At 58.4% G+C, this 16,742-nt stretch carries 18 protein-coding genes and 29 tRNA genes; 3 read left to right on the top strand and 44 right to left on the bottom strand.

Going from position 1 to position 16,742, the window contains the following annotated elements; genetic code table 11:
• Window positions 1-737: 737 nt before the first annotated feature.
• From AC0QUY_RS21825 to AC0QUY_RS21805, 5 genes are all read right to left on the bottom strand, one after another.
• Complete coding sequence (locus AC0QUY_RS21825; RefSeq protein WP_475388296.1) at window positions 738-1,496, bottom strand: DUF1236 domain-containing protein; 759 nt, start codon at window positions 1,494-1,496, stop codon at window positions 738-740.
• Between the two features lie 394 nt (window positions 1,497-1,890).
• Window positions 1,891-2,070 (bottom strand): hypothetical protein, encoded by a 180-nt coding sequence (locus AC0QUY_RS21820; protein ID WP_161853351.1) that lies wholly within the window; start codon window positions 2,068-2,070, stop codon window positions 1,891-1,893.
• Window positions 2,071-2,372: 302 nt separating this feature from the next.
• Entirely contained in the window at window positions 2,373-2,990 is a 618-nt protein-coding gene (locus AC0QUY_RS21815; RefSeq protein ID WP_475388295.1) for an exopolysaccharide biosynthesis protein, read from the bottom strand.
• Window positions 2,991-3,067: 77 nt separating this feature from the next.
• Complete coding sequence (locus tag AC0QUY_RS21810) at window positions 3,068-3,313, bottom strand: hypothetical protein (protein ID WP_475388294.1); 246 nt, start codon at window positions 3,311-3,313, stop codon at window positions 3,068-3,070.
• A gap of 126 nt (window positions 3,314-3,439) precedes the next feature.
• Window positions 3,440-3,790: a phasin family protein gene (locus tag AC0QUY_RS21805; RefSeq protein WP_475388293.1), complete on the bottom strand. Its 351-nt coding sequence runs from the start codon at window positions 3,788-3,790 to the stop codon at window positions 3,440-3,442.
• A gap of 431 nt (window positions 3,791-4,221) precedes the next feature.
• Here AC0QUY_RS21805 and AC0QUY_RS21800 point away from each other — a divergent pair, with 431 nt between their 5' ends.
• A complete protein-coding gene (locus AC0QUY_RS21800) occupies window positions 4,222-4,752 on the top strand; it encodes a PRC-barrel domain-containing protein (RefSeq protein WP_475388292.1) in 531 nt (176 codons plus the stop codon).
• 299 nt (window positions 4,753-5,051) lie between these two features.
• Here the strand turns inward: AC0QUY_RS21800 and AC0QUY_RS21795 are convergent, their stop codons facing one another.
• The 6 genes from AC0QUY_RS21795 to AC0QUY_RS21770 form a co-directional block, all read right to left on the bottom strand.
• Entirely contained in the window at window positions 5,052-5,297 is a 246-nt protein-coding gene (locus tag AC0QUY_RS21795; protein ID WP_161853347.1) for a hypothetical protein, read from the bottom strand.
• Between the two features lie 72 nt (window positions 5,298-5,369).
• Window positions 5,370-5,735, bottom strand: coding sequence for a CsbD family protein (locus AC0QUY_RS21790; RefSeq protein WP_475388291.1), 366 nt, complete (start codon window positions 5,733-5,735; stop codon window positions 5,370-5,372).
• 1,311 nt (window positions 5,736-7,046) lie between these two features.
• Entirely contained in the window at window positions 7,047-7,337 is a 291-nt protein-coding gene (locus AC0QUY_RS21785) for a hypothetical protein (protein WP_475388290.1), read from the bottom strand.
• A gap of 94 nt (window positions 7,338-7,431) precedes the next feature.
• A complete protein-coding gene (locus AC0QUY_RS21780; protein WP_475388289.1) occupies window positions 7,432-7,656 on the bottom strand; it encodes a DNA-directed RNA polymerase subunit alpha C-terminal domain-containing protein in 225 nt (74 codons plus the stop codon).
• A gap of 11 nt (window positions 7,657-7,667) precedes the next feature.
• A complete protein-coding gene (locus AC0QUY_RS21775) occupies window positions 7,668-7,859 on the bottom strand; it encodes a hypothetical protein (RefSeq protein ID WP_161853343.1) in 192 nt (63 codons plus the stop codon).
• A 54-nt stretch (window positions 7,860-7,913) separates the two neighbouring features.
• The gene (locus tag AC0QUY_RS21770) at window positions 7,914-8,189 is read right to left on the bottom strand and encodes a hypothetical protein (protein ID WP_161853342.1); all 276 of its coding nucleotides are present in this window, start codon (window positions 8,187-8,189) and stop codon (window positions 7,914-7,916) included.
• A 411-nt stretch (window positions 8,190-8,600) separates the two neighbouring features.
• On the opposite strand from AC0QUY_RS21770, the gene AC0QUY_RS21765 reads away from it, so the two are divergent.
• Together AC0QUY_RS21765 and AC0QUY_RS21760 are read left to right on the top strand one after the other, a co-directional pair.
• Window positions 8,601-9,026 (top strand): NlpC/P60 family protein, encoded by a 426-nt coding sequence (locus AC0QUY_RS21765; protein WP_161853341.1) that lies wholly within the window; start codon window positions 8,601-8,603, stop codon window positions 9,024-9,026.
• Window positions 9,027-9,860: 834 nt separating this feature from the next.
• Entirely contained in the window at window positions 9,861-10,838 is a 978-nt protein-coding gene (locus tag AC0QUY_RS21760) for a Bug family tripartite tricarboxylate transporter substrate binding protein (protein ID WP_161853340.1), read from the top strand.
• A gap of 298 nt (window positions 10,839-11,136) precedes the next feature.
• On the opposite strand, the gene AC0QUY_RS21755 is transcribed toward AC0QUY_RS21760, so the two are convergent.
• The 33 genes from AC0QUY_RS21755 to AC0QUY_RS21595 form a co-directional block, all read right to left on the bottom strand.
• Window positions 11,137-11,210, bottom strand: a tRNA-Trp gene (locus tag AC0QUY_RS21755).
• Between the two features lie 3 nt (window positions 11,211-11,213).
• Window positions 11,214-11,288: transfer RNA gene (locus AC0QUY_RS21750), tRNA-His, on the bottom strand.
• A gap of 111 nt (window positions 11,289-11,399) precedes the next feature.
• Window positions 11,400-11,474 (bottom strand) — tRNA-Met (locus AC0QUY_RS21745).
• A 6-nt stretch (window positions 11,475-11,480) separates the two neighbouring features.
• A tRNA-Gln gene (locus AC0QUY_RS21740) sits at window positions 11,481-11,550 on the bottom strand.
• Between the two features lie 7 nt (window positions 11,551-11,557).
• A tRNA-Glu gene (locus AC0QUY_RS21735) sits at window positions 11,558-11,634 on the bottom strand.
• Window position 11,635: 1 nt separating this feature from the next.
• A tRNA-Gly gene (locus tag AC0QUY_RS21730) sits at window positions 11,636-11,711 on the bottom strand.
• 50 nt (window positions 11,712-11,761) lie between these two features.
• Window positions 11,762-11,848, bottom strand: a tRNA-Ser gene (locus AC0QUY_RS21725).
• 14 nt (window positions 11,849-11,862) lie between these two features.
• Window positions 11,863-11,938 (bottom strand) — tRNA-Arg (locus tag AC0QUY_RS21720).
• A 4-nt stretch (window positions 11,939-11,942) separates the two neighbouring features.
• Window positions 11,943-12,017: transfer RNA gene (locus AC0QUY_RS21715), tRNA-Cys, on the bottom strand.
• A gap of 4 nt (window positions 12,018-12,021) precedes the next feature.
• A tRNA-Gln gene (locus tag AC0QUY_RS21710) sits at window positions 12,022-12,095 on the bottom strand.
• A gap of 86 nt (window positions 12,096-12,181) precedes the next feature.
• A tRNA-Arg gene (locus AC0QUY_RS21705) sits at window positions 12,182-12,258 on the bottom strand.
• Window positions 12,259-12,265: 7 nt separating this feature from the next.
• A tRNA-Glu gene (locus AC0QUY_RS21700) sits at window positions 12,266-12,340 on the bottom strand.
• Between the two features lie 80 nt (window positions 12,341-12,420).
• A tRNA-Asn gene (locus tag AC0QUY_RS21695) sits at window positions 12,421-12,496 on the bottom strand.
• Window positions 12,497-12,578: 82 nt separating this feature from the next.
• Window positions 12,579-12,654: transfer RNA gene (locus tag AC0QUY_RS21690), tRNA-Phe, on the bottom strand.
• Between the two features lie 4 nt (window positions 12,655-12,658).
• A tRNA-Gly gene (locus tag AC0QUY_RS21685) sits at window positions 12,659-12,732 on the bottom strand.
• Window positions 12,733-12,741: 9 nt separating this feature from the next.
• Window positions 12,742-12,826: transfer RNA gene (locus AC0QUY_RS21680), tRNA-Tyr, on the bottom strand.
• Window positions 12,827-12,830: 4 nt separating this feature from the next.
• Window positions 12,831-12,915: transfer RNA gene (locus AC0QUY_RS21675), tRNA-Met, on the bottom strand.
• Between the two features lie 576 nt (window positions 12,916-13,491).
• Window positions 13,492-13,567, bottom strand: a tRNA-Arg gene (locus tag AC0QUY_RS21670).
• Window positions 13,568-13,600: 33 nt separating this feature from the next.
• Complete coding sequence (locus AC0QUY_RS21665) at window positions 13,601-14,137, bottom strand: HNH endonuclease (protein ID WP_475388288.1); 537 nt, start codon at window positions 14,135-14,137, stop codon at window positions 13,601-13,603.
• Between the two features lie 19 nt (window positions 14,138-14,156).
• A tRNA-Ile gene (locus AC0QUY_RS21660) sits at window positions 14,157-14,231 on the bottom strand.
• Between the two features lie 4 nt (window positions 14,232-14,235).
• Window positions 14,236-14,313, bottom strand: a tRNA-Pro gene (locus tag AC0QUY_RS21655).
• A gap of 4 nt (window positions 14,314-14,317) precedes the next feature.
• Window positions 14,318-14,392, bottom strand: a tRNA-Asp gene (locus tag AC0QUY_RS21650).
• Window positions 14,393-14,407: 15 nt separating this feature from the next.
• Window positions 14,408-14,490, bottom strand: a tRNA-Leu gene (locus AC0QUY_RS21645).
• An 11-nt stretch (window positions 14,491-14,501) separates the two neighbouring features.
• Window positions 14,502-14,585 (bottom strand) — tRNA-Lys (locus AC0QUY_RS21640).
• A gap of 71 nt (window positions 14,586-14,656) precedes the next feature.
• Window positions 14,657-14,815, bottom strand: coding sequence for a hypothetical protein (locus AC0QUY_RS21635; RefSeq protein ID WP_475388287.1), 159 nt, complete (start codon window positions 14,813-14,815; stop codon window positions 14,657-14,659).
• A gap of 18 nt (window positions 14,816-14,833) precedes the next feature.
• Window positions 14,834-14,907 (bottom strand) — tRNA-Ile (locus tag AC0QUY_RS21630).
• A 7-nt stretch (window positions 14,908-14,914) separates the two neighbouring features.
• Window positions 14,915-14,990 (bottom strand) — tRNA-Val (locus AC0QUY_RS21625).
• Between the two features lie 4 nt (window positions 14,991-14,994).
• A tRNA-Val gene (locus AC0QUY_RS21620) sits at window positions 14,995-15,069 on the bottom strand.
• 3 nt (window positions 15,070-15,072) lie between these two features.
• A tRNA-Leu gene (locus AC0QUY_RS21615) sits at window positions 15,073-15,149 on the bottom strand.
• A 40-nt stretch (window positions 15,150-15,189) separates the two neighbouring features.
• A tRNA-Leu gene (locus AC0QUY_RS21610) sits at window positions 15,190-15,266 on the bottom strand.
• Window positions 15,267-15,270: 4 nt separating this feature from the next.
• Window positions 15,271-15,345: transfer RNA gene (locus AC0QUY_RS21605), tRNA-Thr, on the bottom strand.
• 149 nt (window positions 15,346-15,494) lie between these two features.
• Complete coding sequence (locus AC0QUY_RS21600; protein WP_202639366.1) at window positions 15,495-15,695, bottom strand: hypothetical protein; 201 nt, start codon at window positions 15,693-15,695, stop codon at window positions 15,495-15,497.
• A gap of 665 nt (window positions 15,696-16,360) precedes the next feature.
• Window positions 16,361-16,639 carry a hypothetical protein gene (locus AC0QUY_RS21595; RefSeq protein WP_475388286.1) on the bottom strand — a complete coding sequence of 93 codons (279 nt, stop codon included), beginning with the start codon at window positions 16,637-16,639 and terminating at the stop codon, window positions 16,361-16,363.
• Between the last annotated feature and the right edge of the window lie 103 nt (window positions 16,640-16,742).

Here is a 16,742-nt window from a genome sequence, read left to right as displayed (position 1 = left end):
GTCCGTGGCAGCTTTCGGTGCTGAGAGTTCGGTAACGCTCCCGCCCATAACCTCAAGGGAAGTATCATGCCTTCTGTACACCGGTTGGTCGAGCAGCGTCACAGTATTGAGGAACTTGTCGGAATAAGGCGCGATATGTTGCGCTATGCTCGCTCATTCCCACCTGGGGCCGATCGCAATCAGCGCCGGCAGATAGCCTTATCACTTCGTACCCTGTTCAAGAACGAGGAGTGGCTGGACGCCCATACATGGGAAGGAGCGGCGATGCTCAATGATCGTCCTTCGCCATCCCCAGTGAAATAGGGACAACTCCAACACCGACTCTCCGCAAGACGAAGCCCCACCTAAATGGCAACGAGGAAGGTTGTGCCGGCATTGCACTTTGCGCATTCAAAGGTGCGCAGATCAAAACCAGGTCCGGCTCGACGCAGACCAACCTCATCGGGTTGCCGCATCTCGACACCAAAATTGGATTGGATTGAGTCGACAGCATGACGCTCCCCGTAAGACCAGGCGGGAGCGCGACATTCTCAGTCACCGATTGTTGCCAATCGGTGGGACCGTGATCGAACCAACATACGTCTTGGGATCTATCCACGCTGGTCAATATTGCTCGCTTTCAAGAATGGGACTCTTCTCGAAGGACAATTGGGACGCACCGGCGGTGGTTGGCTCAGAAAATGAGGGCGGCTGTTAAGCCGCCCTCTCGTTTGCTTGTAGTTTGCTGGCGGATTCGCTTAACCTTCGATGATGTAAACGATCTCGTGGGTGTGTGGGCGAAGAATGATGTACTTGCCGCGCACCAGGATGAAATCGTATCCACGCCATTCCGGATAGATTTCCACGATACGTGACGGCATCGGGTGATAGCGGACACCTGCCGGGACAGCCGTTCCGATTGAGAGATTGAAGTTCACGTCTTTAACTTCCTCGACCTTCTCTTGCTTGATTGCCGAGGTTATCTGGGTGCGCTTTTCGGCGGGAGGCGCTGCTGTCGCCGCGGTGGCGGCATTGCCGGTCGTCTTGCTGTCGGGGTTCGAAGGCTTGGTCTCGGCAGTCGGAGTTTTTAAGTCCTTTGAAGTGGTGGTCGAATCAGGCGCTTTCGTTTTACCGTCGGCTTTCGTCTCGCCGACCGTCTTGCTGTCAGAAGGCGACTTCGTTTCGGCGGTCGGACTCTTCATGTCCTTCGAAGTGGTGGTCGGACTAGTTGAATCTGATGCCTTTGACTTGCCATCGGCTTTCATGTCGCCGGTCGTCTTTGCATCCGGCTTGCCCTCCGCACGTGGAGGCACCGCCTCTTTCGACCCAGCGCCGGGGGTTGCTGTCTCGGCTCCCTTTGCTGCCGGTGCATTCATCGGCGCCGCAGTATCACCTTTAGGCGAAGCGGCAGTCGGAAATTCCTTCGCTGCTCCTTGATTAACGCCTTGAGCAGTCGCAAGCCCGGTCGCCGCCAATAAGGCCGCAACGGCCACCGAAACCATTAATGTCTTTCTCATCTGATTTTTTCCAATTCAATTTGACTCTATGCCGACGAAGGTCGGCCATAGAGATGGAACGGCCCCAGCAGCGTAACGTTCCGCTTCTTTCTTGGGTTCGGAAATGTATTGGAGATATGCGAGTGAGATCGCGTCGATCAATGGGGCTGTGTCGCCAGAACCTTCAGCGCGCGTGGTGGCGGGTGCGTACTCTCGACAGAATTCTGTGGGGTACCAACGCCGGCGATCTGCCGGGGGAGACACCAACGGTTTTCGAACTGGCGATGAACCGCAAGGCTGCGAACGCGCGCTTACGGGCAAGTTGGGTCGATACGCCTCGGGGGCGTCACCGCATCCGGTGTGATATTGCTGCGGCCTGTGAGCGGCATGCTTCGCCGCGACCACGAGCTAAAAATCAAGCCGACCATCTGTTCTGCTCTTTGCGGTAATCGTCTTCGTTGAGACGGTCCGCGATATCCTCTGCGATGTCTGGCGTTTTCGCCTTGGCGATTGGCTTGCCGTCCGCGGTCATTAATTCGTCGCCCTCAACCTCAACCGGGAAGTCGTCGGGCTTGAGGGGCTTATCATTCGACATTTCGCCCTCCCACGTTAAAAGAAGAAAGCCGCCCGGGCATTACGCCGAGCGGCTTTTCAAGCAACTGCCAGTCGCCTGGTTCCGTTGCTGGAATGACAACATCGATCCAAAGGAAAAGTTTCTTCCGCCTGCAAGGTATTCTTTCGCGCTACGGTTCATAGCTCCGCCGGTCGTGTGGTCGAGCGAAGCAGGGCTGATGCCTGTGGTTGCGGCTTCAAACGGTCTTCCGGGCAGAAGCGAGGCGAGTATTGTTGGCGCGGCCAACAAGCGGCACGGCACGGTTCGTTACCAGAGACAGGGCGCTACCAGAGATCGATGATCCATTTTGCGCCGACGACCATCTGCCAAGCTGCCGCCGCCGCGACCGCCAAAACAATGACGCCGGCCAGCAAGGCGATCGAGAGCAGGACCCCATCCTCCTCGAGATAGGCAAGGGAGATCAAGGCAATCACCAAGGCGGGGACGACGTTGCTCAAGGGTATTGGAATGAACACCAGGGTGGCGCTCAGTACCACGACGATGGTGCCAACCAGGCGCTTGGTTGCCCCGAGCGGAGTGTGCCAGCGTGGATGAACCACCTTCTCAAGATATCTGAGCACCGGTAGGGATCGCTGCACCACAGCAGTGAGGTGCCTCGTCGGCAAGGAACGAGCGGCAATGCGGTGTGGAAAGACCGGAGCGGGTTTGCCCGCGACCATCTGAAACGCGGGAATCATGAGCAACAGGCCAGCTACGATCGAGAGCCCCGGTGCGATCGCGACCAGCGCGAGCAGGAGCATAACGATCCCGAAGGATCGCTTGCGAAGGCTGTGCATCAGCCAGCCCAAGGTGAAATGGTTCGCTGGTACTTCATCATGCAGCCGCTGCAGCACGGCGGAGGTGGGAACAAGCCGCGTCGGGTCGGCCGGCGGTCTCGGCATCAAAAAGTGTCTCCTGGTCTCTTGGCAGGCCGATGTCTCCGTCATCGAAGCCGAACCCGATCGCTCCGTTGGTTGTTTTAGGTGCTATGCTGCCGATAGTCGAGCGGCGTCAAACCCAGGATAGCACGCTCACATAGTTTGTTGGCGTCCCGCTCGCCGCTGCCTGCAGCCTGCAAAATACCCCTGGCAATGATATCGCGATCTACCTCGAGCTGACCGATATTCTGAAGCGTTCGACATGCCTGGTCGTATGCCTGGTTCACGGCGGTTACCTGCTCTGGATCAAAGGACAAATTTTGGATAAGCGGATCAGGATTGGACATAATGCTCCTCCTCGTAGCAAGCGCGAGCGCAAGCTCTCAGTTGCGAGGATTAGACGAGTTAAGTGATGATTGGAAAAACCTCGCGATGAGCAGGGCAATTGTGCTCTGACACCGCGGGGGGAAGAATTATCGATTTGTCGGGGTCATCTTTGCAACAAGGTCACCGAATGGCTTGTAGGACTGCTTGGCAAGATCGCTGTACAGTGCGCCAATCTTCTGTGACTCCGCAACGAACGTATCGTAGGCCGTCTTGGCGAATTCGGTTTGAACTTCAATCGCCTTGTCGAGCGACTTCACGCCAGAGAGCTTCTCAACGAACAGTTTCGTGTCTTCAAACGACTTCTTCGTGTAGTCACCATAAGCAGTGGCAATCGCCAGGAAGGCGTTGGATGACCCGGTCCCTGTATCGATTTGTTCGTTACTATTCGGTTGGTGCTCGAAATTCTGATTCGAGTGAATCTGATTTTTATTCGACATTTTTGGACTTTCCTTTGTTTGTTTAACAGTGAACCAACGTCGCGCACCACCAATGGTTGCTTCGGAACCTCGATTCTCGCTTTCTAATTAGGCGGTGCTTGTATGTGCGTATGATGATCACCAGGCGCAGTTTGCCCGGTAGCGACAAGCGATCGCCGTCGAATCCGCCGCGATCGCCAACGAGCGAAACGCACCTTTAGGTGCAAAAATCTGATCAGGAGGGCCGTACGTCCGCTTGGCAGCCAAGTTTATAGAGAAGGCTGCAACTCACGCTGCTCTCGCGCCGACGAAGTGATCGAGTGAGACGCGCAATGGTTGAGCCCGGGTGTCAGTCGCTTCTCAGAAACCTCGCCGCGAGGGGGATTTACTGTTCCGTCGCTGGAACCAAAGTCATACCGCGTTATTGTTCCCCGAAACGATGGAGGAACATCATGATTTCCAAATGTCTTGCAATAGCATTCGTGGCAATCGCGTCGATGACCTTCGCGGCGGCGGCGCAAACAGCCACAAACCAAGCGGCTTCGACAACCAGTGCTACCGCGCACAAGGAGGGTGAATGGCGCGCGTCCAAGCTCGCCGGCGTCGATGTGTACAATGAAGCAAACGAGAAGATCGGCGATATCCACGACGTGATTTTGGATAGGTCAGGCAAAGTGGCCAATGTCATTCTGGGTGTGGGTGGCTTTCTCGGCCTGGGCGAACGCTACGTGGCGGTCGCCTTCGATAAGCTGAAGTGGGTTGACCAGCCGGTGACCTCGACAACTGCGTCAACAACGTCCGCACCGGCGAATGCGCCTGCAACTACTTCCGCTCCAGACAGCACCACGCGAACCACCACCGGTGCTGCAACTACCACCACGACAACCACCACAACCAGCGCCAGTACGCATTGGTATCCCGATCACGCCGTGTATAACGCTACCAAGGATGAATTGAAGGCCATGCCGGAGTTTAAGTACTAACGCTCGACATACGATCCAACAACCGCCCTCACGGGGACCGGTCTTTTGTTTGATTGGCCGGGCGCATCTGCCGTTTTGTTGCACCAGTCAACTGGAGTCATACTCGCCCACGGTGTTGAGCTGCGGCAGTGCGACGGTCTCTTTAGCCGGTGAAGGGCATGCGCGGAGGGGCGTGTCGCGCGAGAGTCTGCCGATTTTGGACGCCATCCGCCGACCGCGGGTATCGGGTACCCGCTCTAAGCATCCACCGAGCAGTCAGCCATTTGTACAGCCCGGGACGGTTGGCGCGCCCCCAACCATCATCGGCGGGCGACGGCAACACCCAACAGGAACGCGACTAACAGCGAACCAAGTGGCGCTTCACGCGCGATATTGCTCAAGATGCTCAACGGCATCCCTGGCTTCCGACCCGCTTCTATCGCGCCGCTAACTCGATGGACTGTCTCTTTCACAGCTTCGGAGACTTCCGCGATGGCGGATTTCGGTTCTGGAGCGGGACCCAAGCCTTCGTGGGCGTAAGGGGCCAGCGGAATGTCATCACTCACGATTGAATCTCCAAATCAACAGCGGCCAATCAATCAAAAGGCGTGAATTGTTCTAGATGGCCGTCGTAGCCGTTATCGCGCGCGCTGCGGCGGACGGCGCGGCGGGCGCGTCAGCAACAGCGCCAACGCAAAGCCGATCCCGCCCGCGATCAACATCGAACCGAGCGGATTGTCCCGCACCCTCCTCGCAATCGCTTGCGAGCCGTCATGGAAAATATCGCCGCTGTTTTCATAAGCGTCTTTGGCGAAGTTGACGGCGGCATCCGTAGCCTCGCGCGCTGCATCTTTGGCCTGGCCATACATGTTCTGCGCGGTACTTGTCACCTCGCGGACGCGGTCTGCTGCCTCGGTCTTTGCGTCGCCGGCGATCTCGCCTACGGCGCCCTCGAGCTTACCGGCGAAATTCTTCGCCGAGCCGGCAATTCGATTCGTCTCCATGGCGCACACTCCCTAAGATGAAGTCCCGGCGACCTAACCGAAAAGATCCGTCTAGGTTCCTGCGCGCACAGGAAGCCGGTTTGAAAATGTGACGTAGCCTGAAGCTCTTGCCATTCCACACTCACGGGTCGACTGCGCTGACAATGTGATCGAGTATCAGGAAATTGTCGCGATTCATGGTTATCGATCCTCACACGGCACAGCGCCGTCTGGTCTTGAGGGAAACCACGGAATGGCTGCGGCTTCCGTTGCAGCCGATCACATCCAGCAGCGGCGCGCTGCTCACTTTTGCTCACTGTCCTAATTTCAGCTGGCGGCCTAATTAGGACGGCACCGGACGGTGCGTTCTGGCCTGTGCGACCCCAATGGTCTTTTTTGAAAGTGAGTAATTTTGAACAGACGATCGCAGGGCATATCTGCTGTTTTGGTAATCACCGGGGGATTGCACTGTCCGGACCTAATCCAACGCCACCAGGCATTATTGGCTTGGTGGCGTTGTGCTTTCCCGGGTGCCCTAATTCGTTAACTTTTCGAAAGTGAGCAAAATGGAACAGCGCGGGGATAGCGATGTCCGCATGGTGACGCCATCACCGTCCATCACGGCATCTATCGGTGACTGAGAGTTCTGTAACGCTCCCGCCTGAGTTAAGGGTGAGCATCATGCCATCACTGGCAGTCTTGTTGGATTCAAGCCGCATAGCGATTCAGTCCCACACCTGTCCCAAATGTCTGGGCCCAATGGTCCTGGCGCGTATCAGGCCCTCGCGCATCGGATTTGAGTTGCGCACGTTTCAGGGCGTCAATTGCGATCACGTCGATAAGGTGGTCACCGAGACAAGATCGATGAAGTGGATATCTTCCGGGCTGCAAGCGCCGGCTTAGGATCCCGGCATGCTCCACGCCCTCGATGGCCGTGTGCCGATCTGGGAAGACCGCTGGTGAATCCGAGGCGGACCCTTAGGCGACCCACGCGCGTTGGGGCCGTGAGACCGGGGCGACGACGAACGCGGAGCTTTGACTGTGAGCACTATTCCTCTTCACCTTCAAAGAAAGTTTGAGAAGCGGTGGGCCGCTAGATTCGTCTCTCGCCGCTCGCACCGACCGCGCCCAAAAGCACCGACTTGAAAGGTACGGTCAACGACTTGCCGCGACCCGCAAAAGCAAAAAAGCAAAAAGACGCGCGACGAAATTATGAAGACGCTTCGCAATTAAGTTGAGCGGAGCCGGACCGCCTGATTGAAGAAGCCAAGACGAAAGCCAACCGGGCCGTTATCCGCAAGAGCGCCTGGGGGGTGATCTCATGGTTTGAATTTATCGTTTTCCGCCGCGATATCGTCGTCGGTAGTCTCTTCGGGCGATCACCAATTCCTGGGCAAGGCCGCGCCGAAAATCACGCTCCGCTGTTTCCATCAGCCCGGCTACCAAATCTTCCGGCACTCCGTCGATCGCAGCATCTTGATAGACTTCTGAGTCGACTGAATAAGTGAAGCCATTTGCCGGGATGCCCTCGACGAAAATGCGAACCTTCCAACCGTTTAACGTCGGGATCGCGCGAACTTCGTAGACCTTGCCGCCGTGCTCGAAGGTCGTAGCCTTATGCATCGCACTCTCCAACTGCCATGGCGGGCACCGCGCAAACGCACCAAACTCCCCAGTGGGGAATTGTCAATTCGGCAAAATTAGGCCGGCTTTTTGCCTAAAGCCTGACCCCATCGCACGACGGTAGACCCAGCGTCTCGCGAAGATAGGCGACAGAGGCCTTCCCTAGATCCTGGAAGCTCAGCAGGATTTCGTCCGACGTCTCGCGCACTTCCCCGACCGTTTTCAGGCCGGCGGCCGCCAACACGTTGCAAATTCGCGCCGGAAATTCAACATTGCTGATCGGCGTATCGTCAGGTAGCTCTGGCGTCGGATCGAGCATGTTCGGCTCGCTCACTTTCCCTTCGCCTTGGCAGCATCTCGCGCAAGCCGTTCCGACTTCAATCGTTCGCGATTTTTGTGAAAGGTCTCTTGCGCCTTCTCGTTATCAGTCAGGACTTTTTCTGCTTCAGTGGTTTTGAAATGCTTGTGCGCTTCTCGACCTGCCGCAGAAATACCAGAATTTGAAAACGTCTTTTTGCTCATCTTATCGCCTCCACATTGGCGACACTCATTTTCTTGTTGCACACCGACGCGCGATCAGCGTCGAGCCTTAGCGGGCAGCGTAAGCTGCGGGATCCGAGCTTTCTTGGCGGTGGTGCCTTTTTCAGTATTTCGATAAAGGACGCGGTCAGCGGAAAGCGGCTTCCATTCAATCCAACCCCTTGCCAGAAGCTTTTCGATCACGCGTCGAGGAGCGCACTCGCCTTTTGCCATCCCCCAACTTGCAGGTATTAGCACGGCCGCCATTGACCAAAGCGCGTCATCCCATTCTCTTAATCGAACCTGGTCCGTCTCCATCGTCATCGTCGACATTGACACGTCTCCGATGATTCGAACGCCGTAGCCTGATTTTGGTTCCGATCGAGCGTCCAGCCAAACAAAAAGACGCATTCGGGCGGTCCTGCTTTGAAAGCAGCTACCCCTCGGCTAACCTACTACTTTTGTGCTTATGGCGCGCTCTCGATTTGCTGCCTCATTCTTCAGCGCTGCGCGATAGACTTCGCTGAGCTGCCGGTCGATCGCCGCGAGTTTGGACTGCTGCACCCCTAGTTTCATTCCCGCTTGCGACGGCGATAACGCGTTCGATGTCATCGCCGTGCACAGCTATAGTCGCTTCTTTCGCGATGCATTCGGCCAAGAGTTTTATCTTCGCCGTCCTTCCCGCTGGCTTTACTGTCGCCGCCGAAAAATGATATTTGTTGGCTCATGGAACGTGAGCCATCTATGCCGCTCTTCGTCGCAGATATCGTCCCCGACATTCCAGATCGATTTTGGAAGATACCCTACGACATTGCCCACTACCGCGACTCGGCGACGCTGGTGGGAATTGAAACCGGCGCCAATTGTCAAAACTTTGCCTACGAATTGCTACGGCACTTTGGCCGGCAGGTACCCTATTTCCGATCAAGCAATTTATGGGACGATACCGAGCACACGATCACCGTTGATCAATATCAGCCGCTTGATCTCCTGCTCTTTAGTCCGACCCACAATGCCTGGGGTGCGCATGTTGCTGTCCACGTTGGCAACGATCGAGCGATCCATCTAAGTCGCCGGGTCGGCCTCGCCGCTGTATGGCCACTCGCTCAGTACCGGGTCCTGCTTGGCGGAAAGCGAGCCTTGTTCACCAACTCGGATCGCTCTTTTTGATTTCCGTAGAGACCGCGAAATTGCTCGCCTGTGTCTCCTCAAAGGTCGGTCGGTACAGCATTTGGTACAGCATGACGCTTGGCGACCGTGCTTAAGTGCTGATTGCGGCTTCGCTTTTTGAGATGTCCCGGTCCAATCCATCATCGGTGCGACGGAAAAGAGATAGTCTAAGGCATTCATTTCGTTAGGCTTTTTTGTCACTAATCGATCCTATAAGGGATTGGACCGACTGGCAAATTCGGCATTAGCAAGTCTGTTTACCCCGGTTTTTCTAGGGCCATATCCGCTCCGATTGGAAGCCAAATCGTCACATCTTGCATTCTCAATGCACACATGGTGCACACGAAAACCCGAGTGCACACGCGTGGCGACCTTCATCTAATTGCATTCCGATCCAGCACGCAGATTGTCGCTGGAAGCATTTCTTTCCCAATTCACATCGCAACGCGAGCGACGCGATGAAACGCCGACAACGATACACGTTCAACGAAATAAAAATCAGCTTTGGCAATGAAGTCCGCATTGATCAAGTGCGAGCTGAAGAGATCATGCGCGCTCCGACGTCAGCGTATTTGAGGAAGCACCTCAGTAGAATGAGAGCAGTGTGATGACGCTGTCTAACGCTTCCAGCACCCATCGGGCGCAGAAGTTCACGCCGAGGGACGCGCGCGACGCCTGTGAATTCCACCTCGCAGACCCAAGGACCACGGGATGGGTTCGGCCTGTCATTGACATATTTGCGTCTGGCGAAATATCCTTCGGAACGCTCGGTCGAGCCTCGGGGCTGGCCGACTTTCTTGCTGCAGTACCGCTCGTCAGAGATCGGAGAACGAAATGCCGTCCCGTATTCTCGCAAGGCTCGCCGTGGTGGCCGTGACGCTTGGCTTGCTCACTGGCGCTGCGACGGCGCAAGAAAAGTGGCCATCGAGGCCCGTGACTGTCATCGTGCCGTTCGCCGCGGGCGGCAACACGGACGTCATGGCGCGCATTTTTGCAGAGCAACTGACGAGGCGGCTCGGCCAGCAGTTCGTCGTCGAGAACAGGCCCGGCGCGGGCGGGGTCAACGGCCTGCACGCGACGACGCGCGCGGCGCCGGACGGCTACACCGTTGCGGTAGCCACCTCCGGTGGAATCGCCATCAATCCGATACTGATCAAGGACAAGATCCCCTACAACGTCGAGAAAGACTTCACCTACCTCTATGGCATGGCGGCGCAGCCGAACATCTGGCTCGTCAACCCGTCCGTCCCCGCCAACACCATGGCGGAGCTGATCGCCTGGCTGAAGGCGAACCCGGAGACGCCGTATGCGACATCTGGCCCCGGCACGACGCAGCATATCTGCGGCGCGATGCTGGAGGACGCCGCGGGGCTCAAGATGACGGCCGTCACCTACCGCGCATCAAACCTCAGCATCCAGGATCTGATTGGTGGTCAGATCCGGCTCGCCTGCGACAACTTCGCCGTGGCATACGAGCAGGTGAAAGCCGGCAAACTGCGTGCCGTCTCGATCACGTCGCCTGGGCCCTATCCGCTCGCCAAGGAGATCGAGCCGACAGCCGCGACCCTACCGGGCTTCGAACTGATGCCGGCATTCGGCTGGGTCGGCCCCGCCAACATACCGCCCGACATCGTGAAGAAGCTCATTGAAGAGCTGGTCGCGGTCGGCAAGATCCCCGAGGTCCGCACCGCACTCGAAAAGTTTGGTGTACTTCAGACCGAACTGCCCGGTCCGGCCTACGCCGAAGCGCTCGCTAAGGAGCGTGCAGGGTACGCGCGTGTGATCGAGCGCGCCGGGATCAAGGTGCCCTGAGCGCCGGACAACCGCAGCTTTGGTAGCGGAAGGGCGCTACAGCCAGACACCTCACGCCACCGGGGAACTCGCGTCGTAGCAGGGGAGCGACTCGAACCCCGACGTCAGCATTTTTCGCCCTTACTCTGAATAGAAGCCCCCTGCCCCACCGGCGACACGAAGGCAGGTCAGTTCGCTATGCTCGGCATCGGGCGCGCGATTGCGCAGAAAAGCAAGATTGTGGAGCGCAAACTTCATACCGCGGCACGGCCGCGCGCTGCATACCGCACGAGCGGACCGCCAGGGCACGAGAAGAAGTTGGCACCGGCTGACTGAATCGAACAGTCGAATCGGGTTTTGGAGGCCCGCGTTCTACCACTGAACTAAACCGGCATCTGGTCCTGACTGGGAGAATCGAACTCCGCGTCTCCCGGTCCACAACCGAGCGTCCTGCCATTGAACGAAATCAGGAGAGATTGAATGGCCACTATCTCGTAGTCGGCGGCGGCTGGATGACGAGCAAGTCGAGCCGTTGGTGATCAGCGGACACAACGGGTCAAGCCAGCCCCGAACTGCCGGAAATGGTCGCGGGTACGGGGGTCGAACCCGCCACTCCAGCCTTATGAGAGCCGGCCCCTTCCCTACCGAGGCCCCGCGAGGAATTGGCAAGCGCGGCAGGACTCGAACCACCGGAATCAAAATCCGGCGCCTTGCCCAGCTCGGCGACGCGCTCATGAATCTGGTCCTGCCAACGGGAGTTCAACCCGCGAAGTCCAGCGTTGAAAGCGCCGTACCCTTGGCACCAGGCGATGGCAGGTTGGTGCGGGCGGTCGGGATCGAACCGAACACCTCCTGTTTGGAAGACAGGCGCGCAGCCCACTAAGCCACGCCCGCAGGAAGATCCGATCGATCGCGGATGGGTTCGCCTACCGGGGTTGGCGTGATGGCGGAGAGTACAGGGATCGAACCTGTGCGTCCCGAAGGACTCGACGCGTTAGCACCGCGTTGCCTTACCGCTCGGCCAACTCTCCAACTCACATGATGATGGCGCGCTCGACTGGACTCGAACCAGCATAGGGCCGTTTAGAAGACGGCTGACCATCCAGTTGGTCCACGAGCGCATGCTGGAAGCCCCGGCCGGTGCTGCCCCGGCTCATAGCGGTTTTGCAGACCGCCGCGTTCCTGTTTCGCCACGGGGCCAAATTGGCTGCGCGCACAGGAGTCGAACCTGTCTGAGCGGATTCAGAGTCCGCTGCCTAGCCGATCGGCCAGCGCGCGATGATGGTCTGGGCAGCGTGCTCCGACCACGCGCCTCCGCGGCCCAAACGCGGTGCTCTTCCACACGAGCTTTACCCAGGAGAGATTGGCCTTCCCGGCAGGACTCGAACCTGCATCCCTTCGCGTTCGTAGCGCGCTGCTCATCCAGTTGAGCTACGGGAAGATGATTATGGCACTGCCAGCGGGACTCGAACCCGCGTCGACCGGCTGAGAACCGGGCATCCTTGCCGCTAGACGATGGCAGCATGTCCATTTTTTCGACTTACAATGGCGGCCGTTTCCGTTTCGGCGTCCTAAGTCAGGCCCGAGATCGGAAGTGGTGCATTGGCTCCCGCCGCACGATTCGAACGTGCCTTCCTCCGTTAACAGCGGAGCGCCTTCACCGAGATGGCTCGACGGGAACGAGATGGTGGAGCAACGGAGAGTCGAACTCCGGACGTCGATCTTGCAAGGATCAACTGCAGCCCGCTGCTTGCCCCGAAATGGTGCCCAGCGCCAGATTTGAACTGGCCTCCTGCGCTCTTCAGGCGCGTGCAATCACCAGATTTGCTAACTGGGCTAGATGGCGCGGACGTCGGTAATCGAAACCGATTCTCCTGAGTGGCACTCAGGTGCTCGACCTTCCAGCTACGTCCGCAATGATGCGTGGTGGGTAACCCTGGAATCGAACCAGGCAGGCACAAAGGCGCAGGCTTTACAGGCCCGCTCAGTCCCCAGACTTGGCGTTACCCGGATTGGTTGGCGGGAGCGCTAATCGAACGCGCGTCTCGTGGTTATGAGCCACGGCCGGGGGCCTGGTTACCGCTCCGGTCATCCCGCGAAATAATGCCGAGGCTGCAACTCCTCAGCGGCGCCGGCGTACATCCGGCCTGGCGCGATCGTTGATGGCGGAGAGCCGAGGACCTGAGCCTCACACCTCTCGGTGCCATCGGTGTTCGAAGCCGTGCCGGCGCGCCTGTCCGGTTGACTCTCCAAGATTGGGATGCCGCTTCTTCGAATCGTCATCCAATCTGTCTTTTTGTTTGAGCATGATCTCCGCGCAGACGCGTTCCGCGTTTGTCGCGAGGGAAACCGGTGCCCACTTTGCGCTGACGCGGCCCTTCGGGTCCGGATCATGCTCTAGGTGGCGGACAGCGGAGGCCCTGATCCCCAGCGCCGAAGCGCCCACTCGATTTCCAATCGAGGCCGGCGGCGCGCCGGTTCACTGTCCAAATGGCGGAGTGACGGCGGACTTGCACCGCAACGCCTCGCGGGCGCCCGTCTGTTTTCAAGGCAGCGCCGGCACGCTTGTCCGGTTCGTCATCCAGGGCAGCACCATCGGCTATCGCCGCGGGCACGGCCGTTTCAAGTTTCCCGCTTAAGAGCGCGGGCCTCCCGCTTGTCGGGCATCAAAATTTGGCCACCACGATAGGACTCGAACCTACATCCTCGACCTTCGGAGGGTCGTGCTCGTCCAGTTGAGCTACGTGGTGATGGACGCCGGCGGCCGAAACTCGCCGCCGGCGTTACTTCTCGAGTTCGACATCCCAGTACAGATAGTCGCGCCAGGTCTCGTGCAGAAAGTTCGGCGGGAACAGACGCTGGGCTGCCATCAAGTCGTACTGCGTCGGCTCGAACGGCTCCCGCAACGGCTTCAGGTAGAAGCGGCCCTTGCGCGTGTTGCAGGGACTGCAAGCCGCCACGATGTTCGTCCACGACGTCTGGCCGCCGTCCACTCGCGAGATGACGTGGTCGAACGTCAGTTCGCCGCGGAGGTGCTGGTCGCCGCAATACTGGCAACGGAAGCGATCGCGGAGGAAGACGTTGAACCGGGTGAAGGCTACTCGAGACGGCGGCCGCACGTACTCGCGCAGCGCGATGACCGACGGCAGCCGCATCACCGTCGACGGGCTGCGGACAAGCTGGTCGTATTCTGCGACGACGACATGCGATCCCTTCACGACGGCCTTGACGGCATCCTCCCAGTTGAACAGCGACAGCGGGAAATAGCTGAGCGGCTGGAAGTCGGCGTTGAGGACAAGGGCCGGATTTGCTGCGAACATTGCCCTCTCCTCTCTTTGGTGGTGGGCGCCACCGGATTTGAACCGATACGTGGACTGTTATGAGCAGCCGGCTCTACCGTTGAGCTAGACGCCCGAAGTGGTCAGGATGGCAGGATTTGAACCTGCGGTCTCACGCGCCCGAGGCGTGCGCTTTAGCCGGGCTAAGCTACATCCTGGAATTGGCGCCCATGACGAGGATCGAACTCGCCTTCCCGGATCGACAGTCCGGTCCCTTCGCCAGATGGGGACATGGGCAATTGGTTGGGCAATTGGTGCGCTCGGCCGGGATCGAACCGACATGGTCTCCCACCGCCCTCTCAAGACGGCGCGTCTACCAGTTTCGCCACGAGCGCGAAAATTCAGTTGGAGGACCTGGTCGGACTCGAACCGACGATGCTTTCGCGACGGATTAAGAATCCGCTCCCTTAGCCGCTGGGGGCACAGGTCCGTGATGGAGGATCCGGGTGGTTTCGAACCACTTGCGCACGGGTTAAAAGTCCGCTCCATCTCCATTCAGGTTTAACGCTCCGGATCCATTGTCTTGATGGTCGCGGCGGCCAGCCGCTCCGGTTTCGCGTGACGCGCCATGATGGCGTCGCCCCTCGCCTTTGCTCGGGCAAGCGCGAGCTGGCTCTCGGCGGAGAGACGGTGCACGCCGGCAGGTAAGTTCTCGGTCATGGTAAACTCCTAGCTGTTTGGTCCTCCCGTGATGAATCGAACATCCGTCGATCGCTTATCAAGCGATTGCTCTACCACTGAGCTACGAGAGGGAATTGATGGTGCGTCCGGCAGGCTCTGCCCCTGCCGCCTCCGCCATGTCACAGCGACGCTCTCCTGAATGAGCTACGGACGCGAGTTGGTACGCGCTGACCGGATCGAACGGCCGACATCCTGTGTGTAAGACAGGCGCTCTACCGCTGAGCTAAGCGCGCGCTTGGTGTCCGTGCACGGATTCGAACCGCGATCGCGCGCCGTTTGAAAGCGCCGCCTCTACCGATTGGGCTACACGGACATTTGTCGAGTCATTGCCTATGCAATGGAATTGCAATGTTTGGTGCTCCACGACGGATTCGAACCGCCACCGCACGGAATCTAAGTCCGTCGCCTCTACCAGTTGGGCTAGTGGAGCGAAATGGTGCCGGCGGAGAGGATCGAACTCCCGACCTTGGCTTTACAAAAGCCCTGCACTTCCGCTGTGCTACGCCGGCGTGAAATCTACAAACGGCCGGGGGATGCCCGGCCAAAAGTAATCGCTGCCTGAAACCACCGTTTGCCGCTCCACTGAAGGAGACCGGTACCGGTCAGCGGATCGCCTTATGTCCTTGCAGGGGCGACCATCCTGTATTCGGAAATCACTTCACGTCATCACGCGGCGGCCGCGGTTACCCGCCGACCGCGATCGGTTGATGTAGTCGAGATAGATCTGGCGGGCTTCGGTCTCGGAGATCCCTCGCAGCGCCACAACGGTGCGCACGAAGGCGAGCGCGACCGGCGAGGAGAAAATCTTCTCGCGGGTACGGTTCTCGAGTCCTGTCTTGGTGGTGCTGTTGCGGGCCATGTTGCCCTCCGCCTGATTGGCAGAGGGGGATTCCCGCTGCCTGTTACGCTCTGCCTGCTATCCTGCTGGTCCCGAGATTGTCGGGCTTCGTCAGATAGCGTGGACCGTGTTCCGTCACGGACATGCGCGACCAATCGCACGACCGGATAAACGGCAGCGCGGGGGCGGCATTCGCGACGATATGTGAGCGCAATCGCAACACGGTTTCGGTCCTTAAAGAGCGCCGGCGAGTTCGACGGCGTTTTGTGGGGCAGCGGTATGCACAGAGATTTGCAAATCCGTCAAGAGCAATCGGTAAACTATTTTGCAACGAGCGCTCCGCCGCCGGCAGTGCTTAACGAAAGTTTCTCGCTGCTAATATGTTCCAATGACACAGCTATTCAGTCGATCGACCGCTGTCGGCGGCGTGAAGATCGGGGGCCAACAAATTTTGAGGCTGTCTTCGTTTTGACTCACGAAGGATGGCCATTTTCCGAACGGCTCGGGTTCAGCTTTCATGCTCGATGGCGCCGAAATGCCATCTCATCGCGAACTGTCGGCTGTTGGGCGCGCATATCGTATGAACCGAGCCCACGCAGGACCTTGTCCCTGGACTCCGGCGAGATCACCAATACGGGCCCGGCCCGACCGGCTCTGGCGTCGGCAAATGCCTGCCGAAAGCCGAATCAGCAGATCACACTATCGAGGCTCTCTTCGTTGCGGCGAAGGCGCCGGCTATGAAGCCTCATCCACTTTTCGATCCGCTGGACGCCCACGCGTCCCAGGCCCGGGTGGCTGAGGAGTTCGTTCCTGGTATGAAGCGACGCAATCTCGAGCAGGTAGTCGATGCGCGTGGCTGGCTCCTTGCTGATGAGGCCTGCATGCTGGCTGCCAACCAGTATGGTTGCAATCCGCTCCGGCAGATAGCTTTCCATAGATTGCTCGACAGGGGCGGATTTTGTCATGGTCGCTTCCAAATATACGTCTGCAGATCGCGCCGATGCGCTTAAGAATGAATCTATCAGCACAACTCGTGTTTGTTGCAACCACACATGGTGCCGATGACGC

The sequence above is a fragment of the Bradyrhizobium sp. WYCCWR15520 genome (assembly GCF_056174665.1).
Note: the sequence above shows the minus strand (reverse complement) of the source record. Positions and strands in the feature narration are given on the sequence as shown.

What these genes read in the sequence shown, in the direction of transcription:
- AC0QUY_RS21760 (WP_161853340.1), top strand. Translation starts at nt 9,861, where the DNA reads ATGCCGTCCCGTATTCTCGCAAGGCTCGCCGTGGTGGCCGTGACGCTT.
- AC0QUY_RS21800 (WP_475388292.1), top strand. Translation starts at nt 4,222, where the DNA reads ATGATTTCCAAATGTCTTGCAATAGCATTCGTGGCAATCGCGTCGATG.
- AC0QUY_RS21805 (WP_475388293.1), bottom strand. Translation starts at nt 3,790, where the DNA reads ATGTCGAATAAAAATCAGATTCACTCGAATCAGAATTTCGAGCACCAA.
- AC0QUY_RS21785 (WP_475388290.1), bottom strand. Translation starts at nt 7,337, where the DNA reads ATGCATAAGGCTACGACCTTCGAGCACGGCGGCAAGGTCTACGAAGTT.
- AC0QUY_RS21770 (WP_161853342.1), bottom strand. Translation starts at nt 8,189, where the DNA reads ATGTCGACGATGACGATGGAGACGGACCAGGTTCGATTAAGAGAATGG.
- AC0QUY_RS21600 (WP_202639366.1), bottom strand. Translation starts at nt 15,695, where the DNA reads ATGGCCCGCAACAGCACCACCAAGACAGGACTCGAGAACCGTACCCGC.
- AC0QUY_RS21780 (WP_475388289.1), bottom strand. Translation starts at nt 7,656, where the DNA reads ATGCTCGATCCGACGCCAGAGCTACCTGACGATACGCCGATCAGCAAT.
- AC0QUY_RS21815 (WP_475388295.1), bottom strand. Translation starts at nt 2,990, where the DNA reads ATGCCGAGACCGCCGGCCGACCCGACGCGGCTTGTTCCCACCTCCGCC.
- AC0QUY_RS21765 (WP_161853341.1), top strand. Translation starts at nt 8,601, where the DNA reads ATGCCGCTCTTCGTCGCAGATATCGTCCCCGACATTCCAGATCGATTT.
- AC0QUY_RS21825 (WP_475388296.1), bottom strand. Translation starts at nt 1,496, where the DNA reads ATGAGAAAGACATTAATGGTTTCGGTGGCCGTTGCGGCCTTATTGGCG.
- AC0QUY_RS21820 (WP_161853351.1), bottom strand. Translation starts at nt 2,070, where the DNA reads ATGTCGAATGATAAGCCCCTCAAGCCCGACGACTTCCCGGTTGAGGTT.
- AC0QUY_RS21665 (WP_475388288.1), bottom strand. Translation starts at nt 14,137, where the DNA reads ATGTTCGCAGCAAATCCGGCCCTTGTCCTCAACGCCGACTTCCAGCCG.
- AC0QUY_RS21595 (WP_475388286.1), bottom strand. Translation starts at nt 16,639, where the DNA reads ATGACAAAATCCGCCCCTGTCGAGCAATCTATGGAAAGCTATCTGCCG.
- AC0QUY_RS21790 (WP_475388291.1), bottom strand. Translation starts at nt 5,735, where the DNA reads ATGGAGACGAATCGAATTGCCGGCTCGGCGAAGAATTTCGCCGGTAAG.
- AC0QUY_RS21775 (WP_161853343.1), bottom strand. Translation starts at nt 7,859, where the DNA reads ATGAGCAAAAAGACGTTTTCAAATTCTGGTATTTCTGCGGCAGGTCGA.
- AC0QUY_RS21810 (WP_475388294.1), bottom strand. Translation starts at nt 3,313, where the DNA reads ATGTCCAATCCTGATCCGCTTATCCAAAATTTGTCCTTTGATCCAGAG.
- AC0QUY_RS21635 (WP_475388287.1), bottom strand. Translation starts at nt 14,815, where the DNA reads ATGACCGAGAACTTACCTGCCGGCGTGCACCGTCTCTCCGCCGAGAGC.